This is a genomic window from Streptomyces sp. SID5469 (assembly GCF_009862865.1).
Taxonomy (GTDB): domain Bacteria; phylum Actinomycetota; class Actinomycetes; order Streptomycetales; family Streptomycetaceae; genus Streptomyces; species Streptomyces avermitilis.
Genome location: NZ_WWIN01000001.1, coordinates 857844 through 873920 on the forward strand (window position 1 = coordinate 857844; position 16077 = coordinate 873920).

At 68.9% G+C, this 16077-nt stretch carries 16 protein-coding genes and 5 pseudogenes; 4 read left to right on the top strand and 17 right to left on the bottom strand.

The genetic code is table 11. From position 1 onward, the window contains the following. Positions 1-76 precede the first annotated feature (76 nt). Positions 77-557, bottom strand: a pseudogene (locus GTY58_RS41530) (transcriptional regulator); the annotation flags it as partial. A gap of 69 nt (positions 558-626) precedes the next feature. Here GTY58_RS41530 and GTY58_RS03810 point away from each other — a divergent pair. Both GTY58_RS03810 and GTY58_RS03815 read left to right on the top strand, forming a co-directional pair. Next, a complete protein-coding gene (locus GTY58_RS03810) occupies positions 627-1190 on the top strand; it encodes a GNAT family N-acetyltransferase (protein WP_010982141.1) in 564 nt (187 codons plus the stop codon). 157 nt (positions 1191-1347) lie between these two features. Then, on the top strand, positions 1348-1845 hold the full coding sequence (locus GTY58_RS03815) for a GNAT family N-acetyltransferase (protein ID WP_010982142.1): 498 nt from the start codon (positions 1348-1350) through the stop codon (positions 1843-1845). A 37-nt stretch (positions 1846-1882) separates the two neighbouring features. Here GTY58_RS03815 and GTY58_RS40335 read toward each other — a convergent pair. Beyond that, a pseudogene (locus tag GTY58_RS40335) lies at positions 1883-2106 on the bottom strand (IS630 family transposase); the annotation flags it as partial. Positions 2107-2290: 184 nt separating this feature from the next. On the opposite strand from GTY58_RS40335, the gene GTY58_RS03820 reads away from it, so the two are divergent. Continuing rightward, complete coding sequence (locus GTY58_RS03820; protein ID WP_010982143.1) at positions 2291-2923, top strand: TetR/AcrR family transcriptional regulator; 633 nt, start codon at positions 2291-2293, stop codon at positions 2921-2923. A gap of 370 nt (positions 2924-3293) precedes the next feature. On the opposite strand, the gene GTY58_RS03825 is transcribed toward GTY58_RS03820, so the two are convergent. The 14 genes and pseudogenes from GTY58_RS03825 to GTY58_RS03885 form a co-directional block, all read right to left on the bottom strand. After that, a complete protein-coding gene (locus GTY58_RS03825) occupies positions 3294-4298 on the bottom strand; it encodes a zinc-binding dehydrogenase (protein WP_010982144.1) in 1005 nt (334 codons plus the stop codon). Positions 4299-4337: 39 nt separating this feature from the next. Beyond that, the gene (locus tag GTY58_RS03830) at positions 4338-4955 is read right to left on the bottom strand and encodes an NADPH-dependent F420 reductase (protein WP_037651127.1); all 618 of its coding nucleotides are present in this window, start codon (positions 4953-4955) and stop codon (positions 4338-4340) included. 196 nt (positions 4956-5151) lie between these two features. Next, complete coding sequence (locus tag GTY58_RS03835; RefSeq protein WP_037651122.1) at positions 5152-6126, bottom strand: zinc-dependent alcohol dehydrogenase family protein; 975 nt, start codon at positions 6124-6126, stop codon at positions 5152-5154. A gap of 582 nt (positions 6127-6708) precedes the next feature. Next, positions 6709-7110 (bottom strand): hypothetical protein, encoded by a 402-nt coding sequence (locus GTY58_RS03840; protein ID WP_010982147.1) that lies wholly within the window; start codon positions 7108-7110, stop codon positions 6709-6711. Between the two features lie 16 nt (positions 7111-7126). After that, the gene (locus GTY58_RS03845; RefSeq protein ID WP_048894528.1) at positions 7127-7321 is read right to left on the bottom strand and encodes an alpha/beta hydrolase; all 195 of its coding nucleotides are present in this window, start codon (positions 7319-7321) and stop codon (positions 7127-7129) included. A 207-nt stretch (positions 7322-7528) separates the two neighbouring features. After that, the gene (locus GTY58_RS03850) at positions 7529-8050 is read right to left on the bottom strand and encodes a helix-turn-helix domain-containing protein (RefSeq protein ID WP_010982149.1); all 522 of its coding nucleotides are present in this window, start codon (positions 8048-8050) and stop codon (positions 7529-7531) included. A gap of 8 nt (positions 8051-8058) precedes the next feature. Then, a pseudogene (locus GTY58_RS40340) lies at positions 8059-8361 on the bottom strand (hypothetical protein); the annotation flags it as partial. A gap of 115 nt (positions 8362-8476) precedes the next feature. Further along, positions 8477-8804: pseudogene (locus GTY58_RS03855) on the bottom strand (transposase family protein); the annotation flags it as partial. Between the two features lie 7 nt (positions 8805-8811). Continuing rightward, a complete protein-coding gene (locus GTY58_RS03860; RefSeq protein WP_010982152.1) occupies positions 8812-9498 on the bottom strand; it encodes an HAD-IA family hydrolase in 687 nt (228 codons plus the stop codon). A 447-nt stretch (positions 9499-9945) separates the two neighbouring features. Beyond that, the gene (locus tag GTY58_RS03865) at positions 9946-10851 is read right to left on the bottom strand and encodes a hypothetical protein (protein WP_010982153.1); all 906 of its coding nucleotides are present in this window, start codon (positions 10849-10851) and stop codon (positions 9946-9948) included. Next, positions 10848-11834: a 3-hydroxyacyl-CoA dehydrogenase NAD-binding domain-containing protein gene (locus GTY58_RS03870; protein ID WP_010982154.1), complete on the bottom strand. Its 987-nt coding sequence runs from the start codon at positions 11832-11834 to the stop codon at positions 10848-10850. Before GTY58_RS03870 ends, GTY58_RS03865 begins: the two co-directional genes overlap by 4 nt. A 65-nt stretch (positions 11835-11899) precedes the next feature. Next, positions 11900-12682: a crotonase/enoyl-CoA hydratase family protein gene (locus tag GTY58_RS03875; protein WP_010982155.1), complete on the bottom strand. Its 783-nt coding sequence runs from the start codon at positions 12680-12682 to the stop codon at positions 11900-11902. Beyond that, complete coding sequence (locus GTY58_RS03880; RefSeq protein WP_010982156.1) at positions 12679-13911, bottom strand: CoA transferase; 1233 nt, start codon at positions 13909-13911, stop codon at positions 12679-12681. Before GTY58_RS03880 ends, GTY58_RS03875 begins: the two co-directional genes overlap by 4 nt. A 5-nt stretch (positions 13912-13916) precedes the next feature. Beyond that, the gene (locus GTY58_RS03885) at positions 13917-15143 is read right to left on the bottom strand and encodes an acyl-CoA dehydrogenase family protein (RefSeq protein ID WP_242432291.1); all 1227 of its coding nucleotides are present in this window, start codon (positions 15141-15143) and stop codon (positions 13917-13919) included. 391 nt (positions 15144-15534) lie between these two features. Between GTY58_RS03885 and GTY58_RS40345 the strand changes: the two are divergent. Continuing rightward, positions 15535-15659 (top strand): annotated as a pseudogene (locus tag GTY58_RS40345) (IS5/IS1182 family transposase); the annotation flags it as partial. Positions 15660-15767: 108 nt separating this feature from the next. On the opposite strand, the gene GTY58_RS40350 reads toward GTY58_RS40345, so the two are convergent. Then, entirely contained in the window at positions 15768-16013 is a 246-nt protein-coding gene (locus GTY58_RS40350; RefSeq protein ID WP_237528717.1) for an alpha/beta hydrolase, read from the bottom strand. Positions 16014-16077: the final 64 nt, after the last annotated feature.

Consider the following 16077-nt stretch of genomic DNA (forward strand, 5'->3'; position numbering starts at 1 on the left):
GTCAGCGGGCGTTGCCCCGGGCTCACACCGGTCAAGGCCGCGTTCCCCAGAGGCTCGCCGTTGGCCAGGTCGCGGTTCATGACTCCTGTATGTCCGGCGCCGGTGAAACCGTTGCACCGGCCGCCAACAGTCTCTCCGCCAGCGCGCGGCAGCGGCCCCCGAGCTCCGGAGGATCGAGTATCTCGAAGTCGTACCCCAGCAGGAGTACGTGCATGAGCACGGCGTCGAGGCTGGCGGCGGTACGGCTCGACCCGCCGCCGTCGTACTTCGCTTCCGGACGGGTAGTCGAAACCGGCTTCGACCTCGTCGCGGCAGGCCCTGGCAAGCGCCATGAGCGCCTCGGGGCCGACCGGCGTGCGGCCTGCGCCGAAGAACTCCACCGAGCTGGAGAGCGCGCGCACCTCAGGCCGCAACCGGGCGGGCAGCACCTGGTCGAGCTTGGTCAGCGCCCGGAGCGCGGCGTCGCCGGAGCCGGCGACCGCGCCACGCGCACCGACGAGCAGCGAGACCGCGGTGGCGGTCGCCTCCTCGTCGTCGAGAAGCAGTGGCGTCGGGAGGAGCAACCTCGGGCTCAGGGTGCTCGATTAGGCTGATGGGGCAGCCTACGAGGAGGAGTTACCAAGCCGATGATCAGGCTCTCGCTGCCCATCACCACTGAACGGCTCACACTGCGTCCGTTCACACCGGACGACCTCGAAGACCTGTATGCGTACCAGAGCCTCCCCGAGGTCGCCCGCTACCTCTTTCGGCCGCCGCTGACCCGTGACCAGTGCGTGCAGAGTCTGGCGCGGCGCGTGGCCGGCACGGCATGGGCCGAGGACGGTGATGATCTGGTGGTAGCCGTCTGCCGCACAGGCGGGGCAACGGTGGTTGGCGAGGTCGTCCTGAAACTGGCGAGCGCGCGGGCCTGCCAGGCTGAAATCGGCTGGATCTTCAACCCCGCGTACGGCGGCCGGGGTTACGCGACCGAGGCAGCATCCGCGACCGCCTCGCTGGCCTTTGCCGAGCTGGGCGTCCACCGGCTGTTCGCCCGACTCGATGTGCTCAATAGCGGGTCGGTGCGTGTGTGCGAACGCCTTGGCATGCGCCGGGAAGCGCACCTCGTCGAGAACGATCTCGACGGCGAGCGGTGGGGCAGCGAGTACGTCTATGCGACGCTCGCCCACGAGTGGAAGGCCGATCGGGCCTGATGCTGTGACCGGATAGGTTCACCGGCTGGCCTCGTGGCCTGCGGGTGTATGAGTCACCGCTGCTCCCGGGTTCGGCTGGTCGCAGGGCTCATCGACGTTGTTTTGCGTGGTTGTAATCAACTTGCTGTCGCCCCGGCGGCCGGGCAAGGTCTGGATCATGCTCGGGCTGCGCACCTTGGAATCAGACGACTGGCCCCTTTGGCGGGAGTTGCGACTGGCAGCGCTTACTGACGCGCCCTATGCGTTCGGATCGACGCTGGCCGAGTGGCAAGGCTCCGGTGATCGAGAGGAACGCTGGCGTACCCGTCTGTCGATCCCTGGCGCGCGGGATCTCGTCGCGCTCCTCGACGGCCTTCCGGTGGGCATGGTCAGCGGAGTGCCGGGCGGGGAAGCAGAGAACGTGGAGTTGATCTCGTTGTGGGTCAACCCCACGGCTCGGGGCCAAGGCGTGGGTGACTACCTGATCCAGGCGGTCGAACGGTGGGGGGCGGAGCGCGGTGCCAGGACGCTGCGGTTGTCCGTGATGCCGGACAACCGCAAGGCGGTCGCGCTCTATGAGCGGCACGGTTTCACGGACACGGGTGAGTCCGGCAATCTTCTGCCCGCCGGCGTTCGCAGGGAGCGGGTCTTGGCGAAGAGCCTGGCCACCGTCTGAATCTCCGCGCCGGCGCACGGCGAGGTCTCCTGGTTGGTCAGGCTACGGCGGTGTGTGGGCGTCCGCCCCAGCGGATGCCCTTCTCGCCGCGACGCGGGCGCGTTCCTTGCGCCGGCGACCAGACGTCGGGGTGGCGGGCGTGGGCGTTGCGCCAGCGCAGATGGCGGTGCAACTGGCGGGTCTGGACGGTGTGGTGGGGGTGGTTCGGGTGGGGTGGCTCGGGTTGGCCAGGGTGAACTGCCGCAGCGGACCGAAGCGCGCCCGTCCGTTGTCCGTTGTCCGTTGTCCGTTGACGATCCGGCGCTCAGCCGGCGAGTACTGGCATGCGTACTGCCGCCGGCCCGCGGCCCACCGCACCCCTTCTTCAGGAAGGCGCTGACTGCGTCGAACTCGAGCAGGCCGCCGACGGCGATCCCGGCTGTTGTACGCGGCGTAGAGTTGCCCCATGGCTCGGCCTCGACAGTTTGACGAAGAAGAGGTTGTGCGGGCTGCCCGCGATCAGTTCTGGTCTGTGGGCTACAACGGCACCTCCATCGACGACCTGAGCGCTGTAACCGGCCTGGGTCGGGGAAGTCTGTATGGAGCCTTCGAGGACAAGCACGCGCTGTTCCTGCGGGCTCTGGACAGCTACAACAGCGACGCACTGAGAGCCTGGCGCACAGCTCTGGGCGGCCCCGGACCGGCCCTGCCCATGCTGGAGCGGCATGTACGCAATGTCGCGGACGGCATCATCGGGGACGTGGAACGCCGCGGCTGCATGATGGCCAAGATCGCGGCGGAACTGTCGGCCGTCGACGAGGGCGTGGCCGAGCGAATCGCCGCGGTTGTCCGCGGGCTGCACGGCGCGCTGCGGGGCTGCATCACGCGGGCCCAAGCGGAAGGCTCTCTGGATGCTGATGCGGACCCAGACAGCCTCGCCAGCCTCCTGCTTGCCGTGCTCCGGGGACTTGAGGCCCTGGGCAAGGCGGGAGCCACTCCCGAGGTCGTCAACGGGGCTGCTGAGCAGGCCTTGGCCCTCCTTCCCCGTGTTTCGCCGGACGAGCATGCGCCGGGTACCAGGTCCTCGACTGGTGCCTGACGTCGCTACGGCGCCACAAAACGGCTGTCGCCGGCGCGCCGCCGACCCAGCGTCACAGAGAGGGGCACAGGAACGAAGCGCCATACGGGTGCCAGATCCCTGGTATCGCGTGTCTGCGGACACGCGATGGGATGTCACTCGTCGCCGGCCGCCCTCGCCTCGGCGGCCCGATCAGGCGACGCGGACAACTCCTCCGCACCGAATGCTGCACCTGCCAGGCCCCGGCCACCCTCGGCAGCCTCTGTCCTGCCTCGCTGACAACCACTGGTGGCCCTGAAGTCGCACGACATGTGTGGCTCAGGCATCAAACGCCCGGCTTTCGCCGGCAGCTTGTCGGCTGCCGGCAGGACTCCTGTACGGGCAGCGCCGGCTACCAGGGGCGGACGAGGACGGTGCCGATCTTGCCGGGCCGTACCGCGTGCTCCACGGCGTTGCCCAGCTCGTCAAGGCCGTACGTTGCGGCCACGTCGAACTGGTCCTTGAGCGTGAGCGCGATCAGCTTCGCGGTGGCGACGTCGGATGCCCGTCTGTCGGCGGAGGCCTCGGACAGCCACCGGCCGATGTTCTTGCCCCGTAGCGTCAGCGACTTGTGCAGCAGCGTCGACGCATGCACCGAGATCGGCTCCTCGCCGATCTGCCCGTAGCTGACCAGCTTCCCGCCCGGCGTCAACAGGTCCAGAAGGCTCTCCGCCAGCTTCCCGCCGATCGGGTCCAGGGCCACACTGACCGGACGGCCGCCGGCGGCTTCGCGGACCTCGTCCGCCCAGCCAGGATGCTCTGTCGCCACGACCGGCACGTCGGGGAATCGCTTGCGCAGTTCGGCGGCGCCGCGGTCGCTGCGGACGACGTTGACGAGCGCCAGGTTGTGCACCAGGGACGCGCCCGTCAGCAGCCGCCCGACCGACGAGCCCGCGGCGGTCTGCACGAGAAGACCGTCGTATCCGAAGGCCGGGTGCTCCTGCGCCTCACGGCGCAGCATCACCGTGGTGAGCGGGTTCACCAGCATCTGCGCGGCGACCTCGTCCGACAGCTCGTCCGGTACGGCGACGAGCGCGTCGGCATCCGCCACGATCCACTGGGACCAGGCCCCCGGCTGCGGGAAGACCGTTACGCGGCCGCCGACCGTGACGCCCGGCGCCACCCGTGTTCCCGGGCCGATCGCCTCCACCACGCCGGTGGCCTCCACCCCGGCGGGAACCGGCTTTGTCGCCTCCTCGGGGTAGGCCTCTACGGCCTGGAGATCACCAGGGTGCACCGGGAAGGCGGTGGTGCGGATGAGGACCTGACCGGACCCGGGCGCCGGCTCCGGCTCCTCGATGACGGTCAGGACGTTGGCCGGCGACCCGCCACGGGTGTAGACGACACGACGGTTCATGATGCTCCTCCTGCGCGCTGGAGTGTGGGAGCCGGGGCGTCAGCCGACGTCCTGCAGCAGCAGGTGCTTTGCACTGAGCGCACCGTCCAGCTGCATCAGCCGCCCGCCGTCCCGCAGACCGCCAAGGTCCAGGGCGGCGAATCCGAATTCGTCCAGCAAGCCGGCCACGGCCGTCTTCGCGTCGGCGTCGTCGCCCGCGTAGAAGGCCACCTGTCGGCCCTCGGCATGCCGCGGGTCCGCGGCGATGAACGTGGCGAACAGGGTGTTGAGAGCCTTCACGAGCCGGGCGCCGGGAAGGTGGCGGGCAACCCACTCGCTGCCCGTGAGGTCACCGACGTCGTACCGTCCCCGCCAGGGGTTGGCCGCCGCGAACTGATTCGTCGTGTCGACGACGATCTTCCCGGCCCAAGTGGTGAGGCCTGTCAGTTCCGGCACGGCGAAGAACGGCACCGAGAGGAAGACGAGCTCCGGCTGCACCGCCTCCTCGGCCGTTACCGCACGGGCCTTCGGCCCCAGCCTGCCCACGAGGGCTTCGAGAGTCCTGGGACCCCGGCTGTTGCCGATGAGTACCTCATGACCGTGGCGGACGGCCTTGTCGGCGACCGCCTGTCCCACCTCTCCTGCGCCGAGTACGCCAATGGTGCCGTGTGTGCTCATGGTGCTCTTCCTTGATCGTGTGCAGAGACCGCGCGGGCTGCCCGGCATTGGCTCGTGCAGCCGACCCGGCCTGCAGAGGGGACCGTGCGCCTCCGCCTGTCAAGTGATCCACCGCCTCCACCCTTGCTCTCGCCGGTGGCGGGAGTCTTCGGCGATTCCATTTCCTGGGGCCTTCGGTGCTGTGCCGTGACGACGCCTACTCGCGGTGCGGGTTGAAGTCCAGCAGGACCTTGCCGTTTTTCTGCAGGTACGCGAGGGCCTCGGCGAAGTCCTTGGCCTGGTGGACGGGGGCGGAGGGCAACGTGAGCTTTCCCGCCGCGACCAGCCGCGCCGACTCCGCGCCGATGTCCGGATGACGGGGCAGGTACTCGTCCTGGTACATCCAGAACTTTGTTGTGGTGATGTTCTTCGCCCTCAGCACGTTACGGTCGGGCGTGAAGGGCTCGCCGCTCATGTAGCCGTAGATGAGCAGCAGGGCGCCGTCGGTCAGCACGTCCAGCAGGAGCGAGGTGGCCTTTCCACTGACGCCGTCCAACCCCAGCAGCACGGGATCGTCGCCGATGGCCGCACGCACGCGCACGGCCACGTCTGGGGAGTCGATCAGCACGATGTCGGCGCCGAGTGCCTCGAGTTCGGTGACGAGCTCCTCGCGGCGCACGATATTGATCGTGCGAAGCCCGCGCTCCTTGGCGAAGGCGATGACGGACCGACCGACCCCGCTGTTCGCCGCGTTCTGCACCACCCAAGAGCCGGCCGGAAGGTCACGCGACTCCACCAGCAGGCCTGCGGTAGTGGGGTTGATGGTGAGCATCGCCGCCTGTTCGAGGCTGATGGCCCGGTCCACGGCGGTCAGCTTCGCGGCCTCCGCCAGGACCTGTTCGGACCAGGCGAAGGTGCCGAAGGGAAGCAGGACCGTATCGCCGGGGCGGATGCGGGTGACGCCCGGTCCGACCGCCAGGACCGTGCCGGCTCCCTCGTTGCCGATGACACTCGGCAGTTCGGGGCGGACCGGATAGACGCCCCTCGCCAGGAGCAGGTCGTGGTGGTCGAGCGGGGCGTACTCAACCTGGATCAGCGCCTGCCCGGCGGCAGGAGCCGGAGGCTCGGGAACGTCCACGACCTTCAGACTCTGCTCCGGCTCGCCGAACTGCGTGAGGTGAATGGCGAGCATGGAACTCATCTCCTTGCAGTAAGTGCGGACGCAGAACGAGGCGCGAGGCGTCCTCGGCTCCGCGCCGCAGGCCCTTGCCGTTGGAGAGTCCCGGGGCGCGGGTCCGCATCGGGCCCCTGAAGTGACCGCCCAGTGCTCGGAGCCAAAGCCGAGGGAGCGAGCACGGCAGCCGCGGCGAAACCGAGCACCACGTGCCACGCATGCTGGAGCAGAGCCAGGCCGGCCACCCCGGAGGCGTTGCCGAACAGGCGACGAGCATGCGGGCTGCCCAGCACCGGCTCGTCCAGCGACCGGCGGCGTGTTCAACCTGCCGAGTGCTGCAAGGCAGTCTGCGCGCCTCCGCCCCTCAAATGATCCACAGCCATCCGGTGACACTCTCGGCAACGGGAGTCACAGCACTTCCGCCCCGAGGAACTGCTACACATATCCGGTTTTGTACCTACCAGTAAATAACTCGGATCCGGAGTACGCAACCGCGGATCCTTGTGACGAGCCGCCGGCTCTCCGAGCATCGCGAAGACCTGTTCGACATAGTCTCGCCTGGGAATATCTCTCACCTCTCCGGCCGGCCCCGGAGCGAGGTCACATCACGGCGTCGGTCTGAAGCGGGCCCGCAGTGATGCGGAGCGTCCGGATACGGACCGGCTCTTCCCGGTCGAGGTAGAAGATGTGCGTGAACGGGGCGCGCACCACCTTGTCCGGTTCGCTCTTCCTGGCCATGGTCGCCTCGCCGCGCAGCAGGCGGACGCCGTCGTCCGCGGTCCAGAACTCCAAGACCTCATGGGTGATGATCAGCGGCGCGTCGATCTTGACGAAGAACGCTTTGATGGCCTCGGCGCCGTGGATGTGCGCGGTGCCGAAGAACATGTCGGTGTTCTCGGTCAGGGGCGCGAAGCCCTCACCGAACTCCAGGGTGTCGATGGCGTCCATGAACTTCAGGACCCAGCTGGGCACGGCCGTCGCTTGTGCGGTGTCGTCTGTCATGGTGGTGGCCTTCCGATCAGGCTGCGGCAGGCAGGGCGGCAAGGAAGGCGTCGATCTCGGCGTTGACACCTTCGGGGTTCGTGCGGGCGGCGAGGTGGGCGGTGTGCTGGAGCAGCCGCAAGGTACTGCCCTCGATGGCGTCGGTCATCTTCCGCACCACGTGCACGGGGAACTGGCTGTCCTCCTCGCCGGCGGTGTTCAGGACGGGCATGTCCCTCATGCTGTTCAGGCGGCGGCGCTCGTCCTTGCGGCCGATGAGGATGCCGCGCAGCGCCCACGCGACCGACTTGCCAGTGCGTGGCCATGGTCAGTCCTCTCCGCGACCCCCGGGGAGACGTTCGGGATTCCTAGCAGCGTCCCAGTAGCGTAACGCTACTAGTTTCAAATCGCTACTACGCCGTGCCTCAGGCCGAAGCGGTCAACGGCGTCCCGAACCGGGGTCGCCCGGCGCCGCGGAGGCCGCTCCCCTCCCGCCCGTCCCCTGGTCACCGCCCTCCTCGGCGGACACCGGCCGCAGCGTCGAGGCCTCCACCGGCTGGTGACAGCTGCTGCACGCGAGATACGGATTGGTCGGGTTGCCGCACACTGTGTGCATCAGTGGGTGATGTGTGATGTCACCGCCGGTCGCATGGGTCTCGGCCCAACGCGTGATGGCCGCGATGGCGGGAACGACGAGTTCGCGGGCGCTGTCGGTGAGCTCGTACTCGTACCACGGCTTGTCCGAGCGGTAGGCGCGCTTGGTGAGCAGGCCCAGCTCGGTCAGGCTGTTGAGCCGCGCAGTGAGGATGTTCGCCGAGATGCCCAGGGCTCGCTTGATTTCGCCGAACCGGCCGACACCGAAGAACACCTCCCGCAGGATCTGGTAGTTCCAGCGCTCGGAGATCGCGGCCAGGAACTCCTGCCCGTGCTGGAAGGTGACGTGACTCCTGCGGTCGGACACGGCTTCTCCTAGTTTTGAATCAGAAGTAGTTCTGAAACGTTACTAGTAACCCTTGTCCGGGGCAGCCACGCCTGAGGGGTCGCGAAGACAGGCGAGAGCCGGTAGGCGTCCCCGTGCGTGATCACGCGGCCGGCGGTGGGATGCGGGAAGTGGGTGCCCAGCACCAGGGTGTCGGTGTCGGCGAGCGAGCCGAGCAGCTTGCGGCGCGAGGCCTCGGACCGCTCCGGGTGGATGTCGACGCAAGAGCCGATGGAGGGGTGGGCGAGCTGGACCGGGTGATGGATGCAGTCTCCGGTGATCAGCGCCGTCTCTCTTTGGTGAGGAAAAGGCCCAATGGTGGGACCGCGCGGACGCCCCCTACCCGGACTTCGTCGACCACCGCGCCGGGACCGACCGCAACATCGCGCTCTACATCCTCGAACCGGGGGTGCCGTCCACGATGAGCACCGTGTCCTTCGCGAAGCGGCGCCGGGGTTGTAGTGCTGGCAGCGGACCGAGGTGCTTCATGATGCGGTCGACCGCGGACTTCGAGATGCCGCACAGCAGGGCGAGCTGGCGGATCGTCAAGTTCGTGCTCCAGTACGCCGTGACCATCAGCATGCGGTCGTCCAGTGACAACTCCAGGGCCGGCCTCGGTGGACAGTATCGACGCCCGCGCGACGCAGTACCGTCACCGGTTCGCGAACTGGCGGGGACTCAGCCCGGTGAACGGGGCTGTCCAAGACGGCTCCGACGCCGTGATCACACCAGTCACAGCGAGATCATTCCACTGCCGCTGATCCCCTCGGCTCGTGAGGGCGGGTTCCGGAAGTGACGGCGAGGATGTCGCGGATCGCTTCGCGCAGGCTTCCGAAGTGGCGGTGCACGCCGTCCACCGCGACGGGTGCGTTGACCCCCCACACCGTCATCCCGGCACGCAGTGCGGACCGCACACCGGAGGGTGCGTCCTCGATGACCAGACAGTCCTGCGGGTCGGCACCGAGCCGCTTGGCAGCCAGTAGATAAGGGACAGGCGAGGGCTTGCCCTCCTCGACGGAGGCGGCATCAACGATGATGCTCGGGACCGGCAAGCCGGTCCGGGCGAAGCGGCCGCGCACCCGGTGCTCGTAATTCGACGTCACCAGCGCCCAAGACTCCGGCGGCAGAGCGTCCAGCAGCTCGGAAGCACCGTCGAAGGCCGCATACACGCCGGACCGGACGTCCTCGTCCTCGAGTTCATGCAGCGCGGCCAGGCACTCCTGCGGGTCACGGTCCGGAGCGACCTGCGCGAAGGTCTCCATCGGCCTTGTCCGCAAGGCCACTTGGTAGACCTCACCGGGGTCGAGTCCGTATCGCTCCGCCCACACCCTCCAAACCCGGCGCTGGTTGTCCACAGCATCGATCAACGTGCCATCGACATCGAACAGGACATACTTCTTGGCTCCAGGCTGAGCAGGTTCACCAATCACACCCTGATCCTGCCATCAGGCCCCGAGCAGGCAGTCTGCGGGACAGCCGGGCAAGTCGATGGAGCGGCCGCGCGCCTTGCTGAGCCTAGGTCCAGGCGGTCCACTTGTGCCATCGGGTCTGACTCCTACGTGAAGTCACACCTGATGCATGGCACTCCTCACACCACCGGCGATCAGTCTTGCTCGTCACACTGGATGCGGTCGCGGAACTATCGCGTGGGTCGGGTCCATCCAGGGTCCCTGCCGGTCACGGCCAGTGCCCGGTCGGACAGGGGCTCATCGGCCCCTTGCGGCACCTCACCGGCGGTTCCCCCTCGAGGCCATCGCGTAGGCCCACCGCTACCTGGAAGCCGGCGGCCAGGTCGGCAAGATCGTCATCTCGGTCACGCCCGAGGCCGGAACGTCCTCGTGACGTTCGACGCTTTCCCAAGAGAGGTAACCCGGCAACTAGAAACTCGTTCCAGTCGGCAGCACGGCATGCGCGATGCCGGTGAGGTTGCCCTGCGCGACGAGGATCTCCCTGCGGTTCGATCCGTCGAGACCGGCCGCGTAGACGTTCCCGGCGAGGTCGGTCACGTACATGCGGCCGCCGTCCGGATCGAGGGCGATGCCGATGGCTTCCATCAGGTGGGTCAAGAGGATCTCGGGTGTCCGCTGCGCGTCCGGCGGGTGCATCGGCGAGCGGTTCACGCTGTTGCCCCGCGGCGGGTCCCCGCGATCCGTCCAGTAGAGCATGCGCTCCGCGAGGTCGAGCTCCAGGTCGATCGGCTCCGGCAGCCCCTCGAACAGCACCTCGATGTCGCCGCGTTCGGCCGCGCTTTCCCCGGCGGGCAGGCTGATTCCGGCCCGCAGGATCTTTCCGAGTCCCGCGTCACTGGGGCCCTTCTGTGTCCAGTAGAGGTGTCCGCCGGCCGGGTCGACGGCGACTCCCACACACCACCTGGTCTCGTCGCGGCGGTCATCCTCTCCCTGCCCCGTCTGCACGAGGGTCTCGACGTGCGAGCCGTCGAGGTCGCAGCGCATCACGCGCATCCCCTCGCGATCGCCCCAGTACAGCTTCCGGCCGACGGCTTCGAGATACAGCTGCTTCGGCGTGTGCGTGACGCCGCTCGGGACGATCGTTGTCCGGTTGCCTCCGTCCAGGTCCACGCGTTCGATCGAGCCGTCGTTCTCCGGCGGAAGGCCCATGTTCGTCCAGTAGACGTGCCCGGCCAGGACATCGATGGCGACCCCGTCGGGGATCCTGCACCCGGTGACGATGACCTTCTTGTCGGAGCCGTCGGGGTTCACGGAGAACAAGCGACCGCCACTGCTGGCCTCGAGCACGAACAGTCTTTCCTGGCGTTGCGTCACGCTTCCTCCTTCGGCCCGCGACCGGCTGTGGCGCTCGGGCCGGACGGGTCGTGCTGGGCGCGCACGGCCAGCAGGGCCGAGAGCATCGCGTCGCGCCGGGCGGCCAGTTCATCGACCGAGCGGCCGCCCGCCTCCTCCAGGACGCCGCCCACGATCTCCTCCTTGAGCTCGGGCGTGAACTCGGGGATGCCCAGTTCCTGCCAGGACGCCACCATCCGCGGCATGAGGGTGTCCATGAAGTGCTGGATGCCGCCCTCTCCTCCGCCGAGATGCCACAGCAGATGGGGACCCATGACCCCCCATCTGAGCCCCGGCCCCCAGGACACCGCGTCGTCGGAGTCCGCCACGTCGAGCACTCCCTCTTGGACCAGGTACACGACCTCGCGGTACAGCGCGGCCTGGATGCGGTTGGCGACGTGCCCGGGAAGCTCCTTCTTGAGGTGAATCGGTTTCTTGCCGATCGCGGCGTAGAACGACATGACGTCCCGGATCGTCTCCGGGGCGGTCCTCGTCCCGCCGACGACCTCGACCAGCGGGACGATGTGCGGCGGGTTGAAAGGATGACCGATGACGGTCCGCTCCGGACGTCGGCACTCGGCCTGGATGACGCTCATCGTGATGCCCGACGAACTCGACGCGATGATCGCGTCCGGCGGGGTGGCGTCGTCGATGTCGGCGAACAACTTGACCTTGAGTTCCGGGCGCTCCGGCGCGTTCTCCTGTACGAAATCGGCGTCCGCGACGGCCTGACGCAGGTCCGCGGTGAAGCTCAGGCGGTCGGGCGAGGCTTCGGGCGCGAGTCCGATCGAGGCAGCCGCGTCCCATGCCGCCTCCACGTACGAACGCAGGGCCGTCTCCGCGGTGGGGCCGGGGTCGGTCGCCGTGACGTCGAAGCCTCGGACGAGATAGTGCGTCGCCCAGCTCGCACCGATCGTGCCGGTGCCCACGATCGCCACGCGGTGGACGGGTGTGTGTACGTTCATGACTGGTCACTGCTCCTGAAACTCGGACACGGGCTGCGGGGGAAGAGCGGCTGCGGCGGCCGGTATCAGCGGCCGTGCCAGACCGGGGCGCGTTTCTCGGCGAACGCCTGTGCGCCTTCCCGCGCGTCCTCGCTGGCGGCCAGTCCGCTCGTGAGCTCGTCCTGGCGTCTGAACGCGTCGCTCTCCTTCAGGCCCTGTGTCTCGCGCAGGACCTCCTTGACGGCCGCCAGTGCAAGCGGTGCGTTCCGCGCGACGCGGCCCGCGAGCTCCCGGGCCGCGTCCAGCGCGGCGCCGGGCGGGGTCAGCTCATTGACGAGCCCGTACTCCTTGGCTTCGACGGCGGTCAGCGGCTCGCCCGTCAGCAGTACGCGCGCGGCGACGTGGTACGGAAGTCGGCGCGGCAGCCTGACCAGTCCGCCCTCCGCCGCCACGAGACCACGCATGACCTCGGGAAACCCGAAGCGGGCGTCCTCCGCGGCGACGATCAGGTCGCAGGCGAGGACCAGCTCGAAGCCACCGCCGAGCGCCCAGCCCTCGACCGCGGCGACCAGCGGCTTTCGCACCGACGCGCGGGTGAGCCCGCCCAGGCCCCGGCTGGGCAGCAAGGGCAGCTCGCCCTTGGCGAACGCCTTCAGGTCCATGCCCGCGCTGAACACCCCGCCCGCGCCCGTGAGGACGCCGACCGACAGCTCCGGGTCCGCGTCGAGCAGATCCACGGCCGCCGCGAGCTGTACCGCGGCCTCGTGGTCGACGGCGTTCTTCTGCGCGGGGCGGTTGATGGTGATGGTCAGTACGCCGCCGTGACGCTCGTGGAGCACCAAGTCGGCAGCTTCGGGCGCCGTGCTCATCGCGGCCCCTCGGCTTCCGTCGGGCCGGGAATCGCTCCCTGGGCGCGCAGCTCGGCGATCTCGGCGGGGCCGAATCCCAACTCGGCGAGGATCTCGTCGTTGTGCTCGCCCAGGTCCGGCGCTCGCTTCGCCGGCACCTTCGGCACCCCTCGGATGTTGACCGGGCTGCTGATGGTTTCCGCCAGCCCGCTGACTCCTTCCAGCGGCACGACGATGTCGTTCGCGCGCAGCTGCGGGTCCTGCGCGGCCTCCTCCGGCGTCTGGATGAGGCTGTACGTGACGCGTTCCCGGGTCAGGGCGTCCCGCCAGTGGGCGAAGGGCTGCGAGCGGAACTCGGCGTCGAGCAGTTCGCTCAGCGCGGCGGCGTTCTCGACGAAGCCCTCGATGTCCGCGAAACGGGGATCCTCGAGCAGCTCGGGGTGCCCGATGGCCCGCGTCAGTCCCGGCCAGTGCGGGGGTGAGGCGACCAGCATGAACCACTCGTCGTCCGCGGTCCGGTAGGGGTTGATCAGCGGGTTCGCCGGCGCCTTCCGGTCGTGCAGCTCGAACGGTGTGCCGCCGGCGAGTGCGCCGGCCACAAGCGTTCCCGTGGCCCAGACGCCCCCGGCGAGCAGCGACGTCCCGACACTGGCCCCTTGTCCCGTCCGCTCACGGCGGTACAGGGCGGTCACGACCGCCGCGTAGATCGCGATCGCCGACATGTAGTCGCCGCTGCCCCAGACCGGGACCGTCGGCGGGGCCCCGGCGTCCCGGGTGGAGGCCAGCAGCCCGCTGCGCGACCAGGCGGCGGTCAGGTCGAAGCCCGGCTGCCCGGCGTCGGGACCGGCGTCGCCGAAGCCCGTGATGTCGGCGTAGACGACCCGCGGGTTCCAGCCCGCGACCTCCTCGTAGCCGAGGTGCAGCTTCTCGCGCGTGCCGTGCGGGAAGTTGGTGATCACCACGTCGGCCCAATCGACGAGGCGTTTGAGTACCTCGGTGGCCGCCGGTGACTTCAGATCGATCACCATGCCGCGCTTGTTGCGGTTGGCGAGGTGCCAGCTGTAGTTGGCCTGTGCCCGGGGGCTGGGCGGGACCGAGCTCAGCCGCCGTTGGGGGTCGCCCCTTCCCGGCGGCTCGATCTTGATGACGTCCGCTCCGAAGTCGGAGAGCACGGTGGCCGCGGCCGGTCCCGCGATGAAGCTCGACACGTCGAGGACCTTCAGGCCGGTGAAGACGGATTCGTTGGTCATTGTCGTCACCTCACGAAGGCGCTGAGGCCGCCGGTCACGGCGCGTCCGACGATGAGGGTCTGGATCTCCCGGGTGCCTTCGTACGAGTAGATGGCCTCGGCGTCGGCGACGAAGCGGCCGACCTTGTAGTCGAGGAGGATGCCGTTGCCGGCCAGCAGTTCCCGCGCCCACCCCACGTTCTCGCGCATCCGCACGGTGCAGTAGGCCTTCGCCAGGGCGGACTGTTCATCCCGGAACACCCCGGCGTCCTGCAACTGGGCCAGGCGCGTCATCATCCCGCACGAGGCCGTGGCGTTGCCGAGCATCTTCACGAGCAGGTCCTGCACGAGCTGGAAGCCCCCGATGGGGCGCCCGAACTGTTCCCGTTCCTTCGTGTACTGCAGGGCGATCTCGTAGGCGGCGAACATCACGCCCACCGCCTGCCACGCCACGCCGCTGCGTGTCTGGCGCAGGATCTTGGCGGTGTCCTTGAACGAGTGCGCGTTCTGCAGCCGGTTGGCCTCCGGAACGCGGCAGCCGTCGAGCACGATGTCGGCGTTCTGCACGATCCGCAGCGCCATCTTGTTCTCGATCTTCGTCGCGGTGAACCCGGGAGTGTCCTTCTCCACGACGAAGCCCAGCACATGACGGGTCTCGACATCGCGGGCCCAGATGACGACCAGGTCGGCGAAGGTCGCGTTGCCGATCCACCGCTTCGCGCCGTCGAGGATCCATGTGTCGCCGTCGCGGCGCGCGGTTGTCTGGAGGCCGCCGGCCACGTCGGAGCCACCGTGCGGTTCGGTCAGCCCGAAGGCGCCGATCTTCTCGAAGCGGCTCATCGCCGGCAGCCACCGCCGCTTCTGTTCGTCGGAGCCGCAGGTGAGGATGGTGCCCATGGCCAGACCCGTGTGCACGCCGGCGAACGTGGCCACGGACGCGTCGACATGCGCCAACTCCAGCGCGAGGAAGCCCGCGAGGAGGTTGCTCGGCCTGGATTCCGGGGAGTCCGGGTCGGCCCAGTCCATAAGACCGAGCCTCCCGAAGCCCTCGACCAACTGGAAGGGGAACTCGGCCCTGGCCCAGTAATCATCGACGATCGGTGCGACCTGCGTGCGGAGGAACTCGCGGACGGACTCGAGCTGCTCTCGCTCCCCGTCCGACAGCAGTTCCTCGTAGGCGAAGAAGTCGGCGGGCAGCAGCCCCTTGTCCAGGTAGGGACCGGACGGTGCCGGCAAGGTCGTTGTACCGCTCACTGCAGTCTCCCTCAAGCGCTGTGGGGGCGTGCCCAGAGACCCGCGCCCGTCAGAGCTTCCGGGCCTGGCGTTTCAGTACTCTGGCCCGATTAGACGCGGATCCCGGGCCGATCCACCCGGACCCGCGCCGCGCAGCGATGCTGTTGTCGCCACGGATCACTCCAGTGGCCCGTCGCCGCCCGGTGCGGGAGAGGTGAGGCAGGACTGCGAGGTGCCCGGGACGGACGCGGGCAAGCCTGCCGGTGAGCGGGAGGTCTACCGGGTACTGGAGGAAGTCCACACCCTGGCCGGGTGCCGCATGCGGGATCCAGTGCATCGGGTGCGCGGGATCCTGGTCCACTCCACCGCCGTCGCGGCGGGCCCGCGGACGGGGGCTGCCGAGCCGGGCCATGTCCTGGCCGGCCGTGCGTACTCCTCCCGGAAGATCCGCGAGTACCTGCGCGAGCGGCAGATCCCGCACGCCTACCCGGAGAAGCCTGACCGGGCCGGACACCGCCTCCCCGCGGCTCGGCCGGATGACGTCCGCCCGGATTCGACCATGGGTGATCTCCTTCGAGGCTGGTTGCCGCCTCGTGCTCGCGCCCCGCCGGGTGGGTGATGCCGCCCGGCGCGGACCACGAGGTACTACAGGCGGGCGGCGAACGCGCTGATGTGGGAGGCGACCTGGTCGGGCACCTCCAGTGGCGACAGGTGGCCGGTACCGTCGAGTTCGGTGAGGGTGGCAGTGGTGATCAGAGGAAGCAGGTGGTCCCGCAGGATCTGCGGCGGGTCCACCTTGTCGTCGCTGCCGGCCAGCACCAGGACGGGGACGTCGATCGCACCGACCCGGTCCGTGAAGTCCTCGACCAGCGCCTGTCGCGGCCACGCCATGCGCGCCGCCTCGCCTGCCCGGGAACTGTCCTCGTGAACCTGCCGGCGCACCTCGGCGGACAGC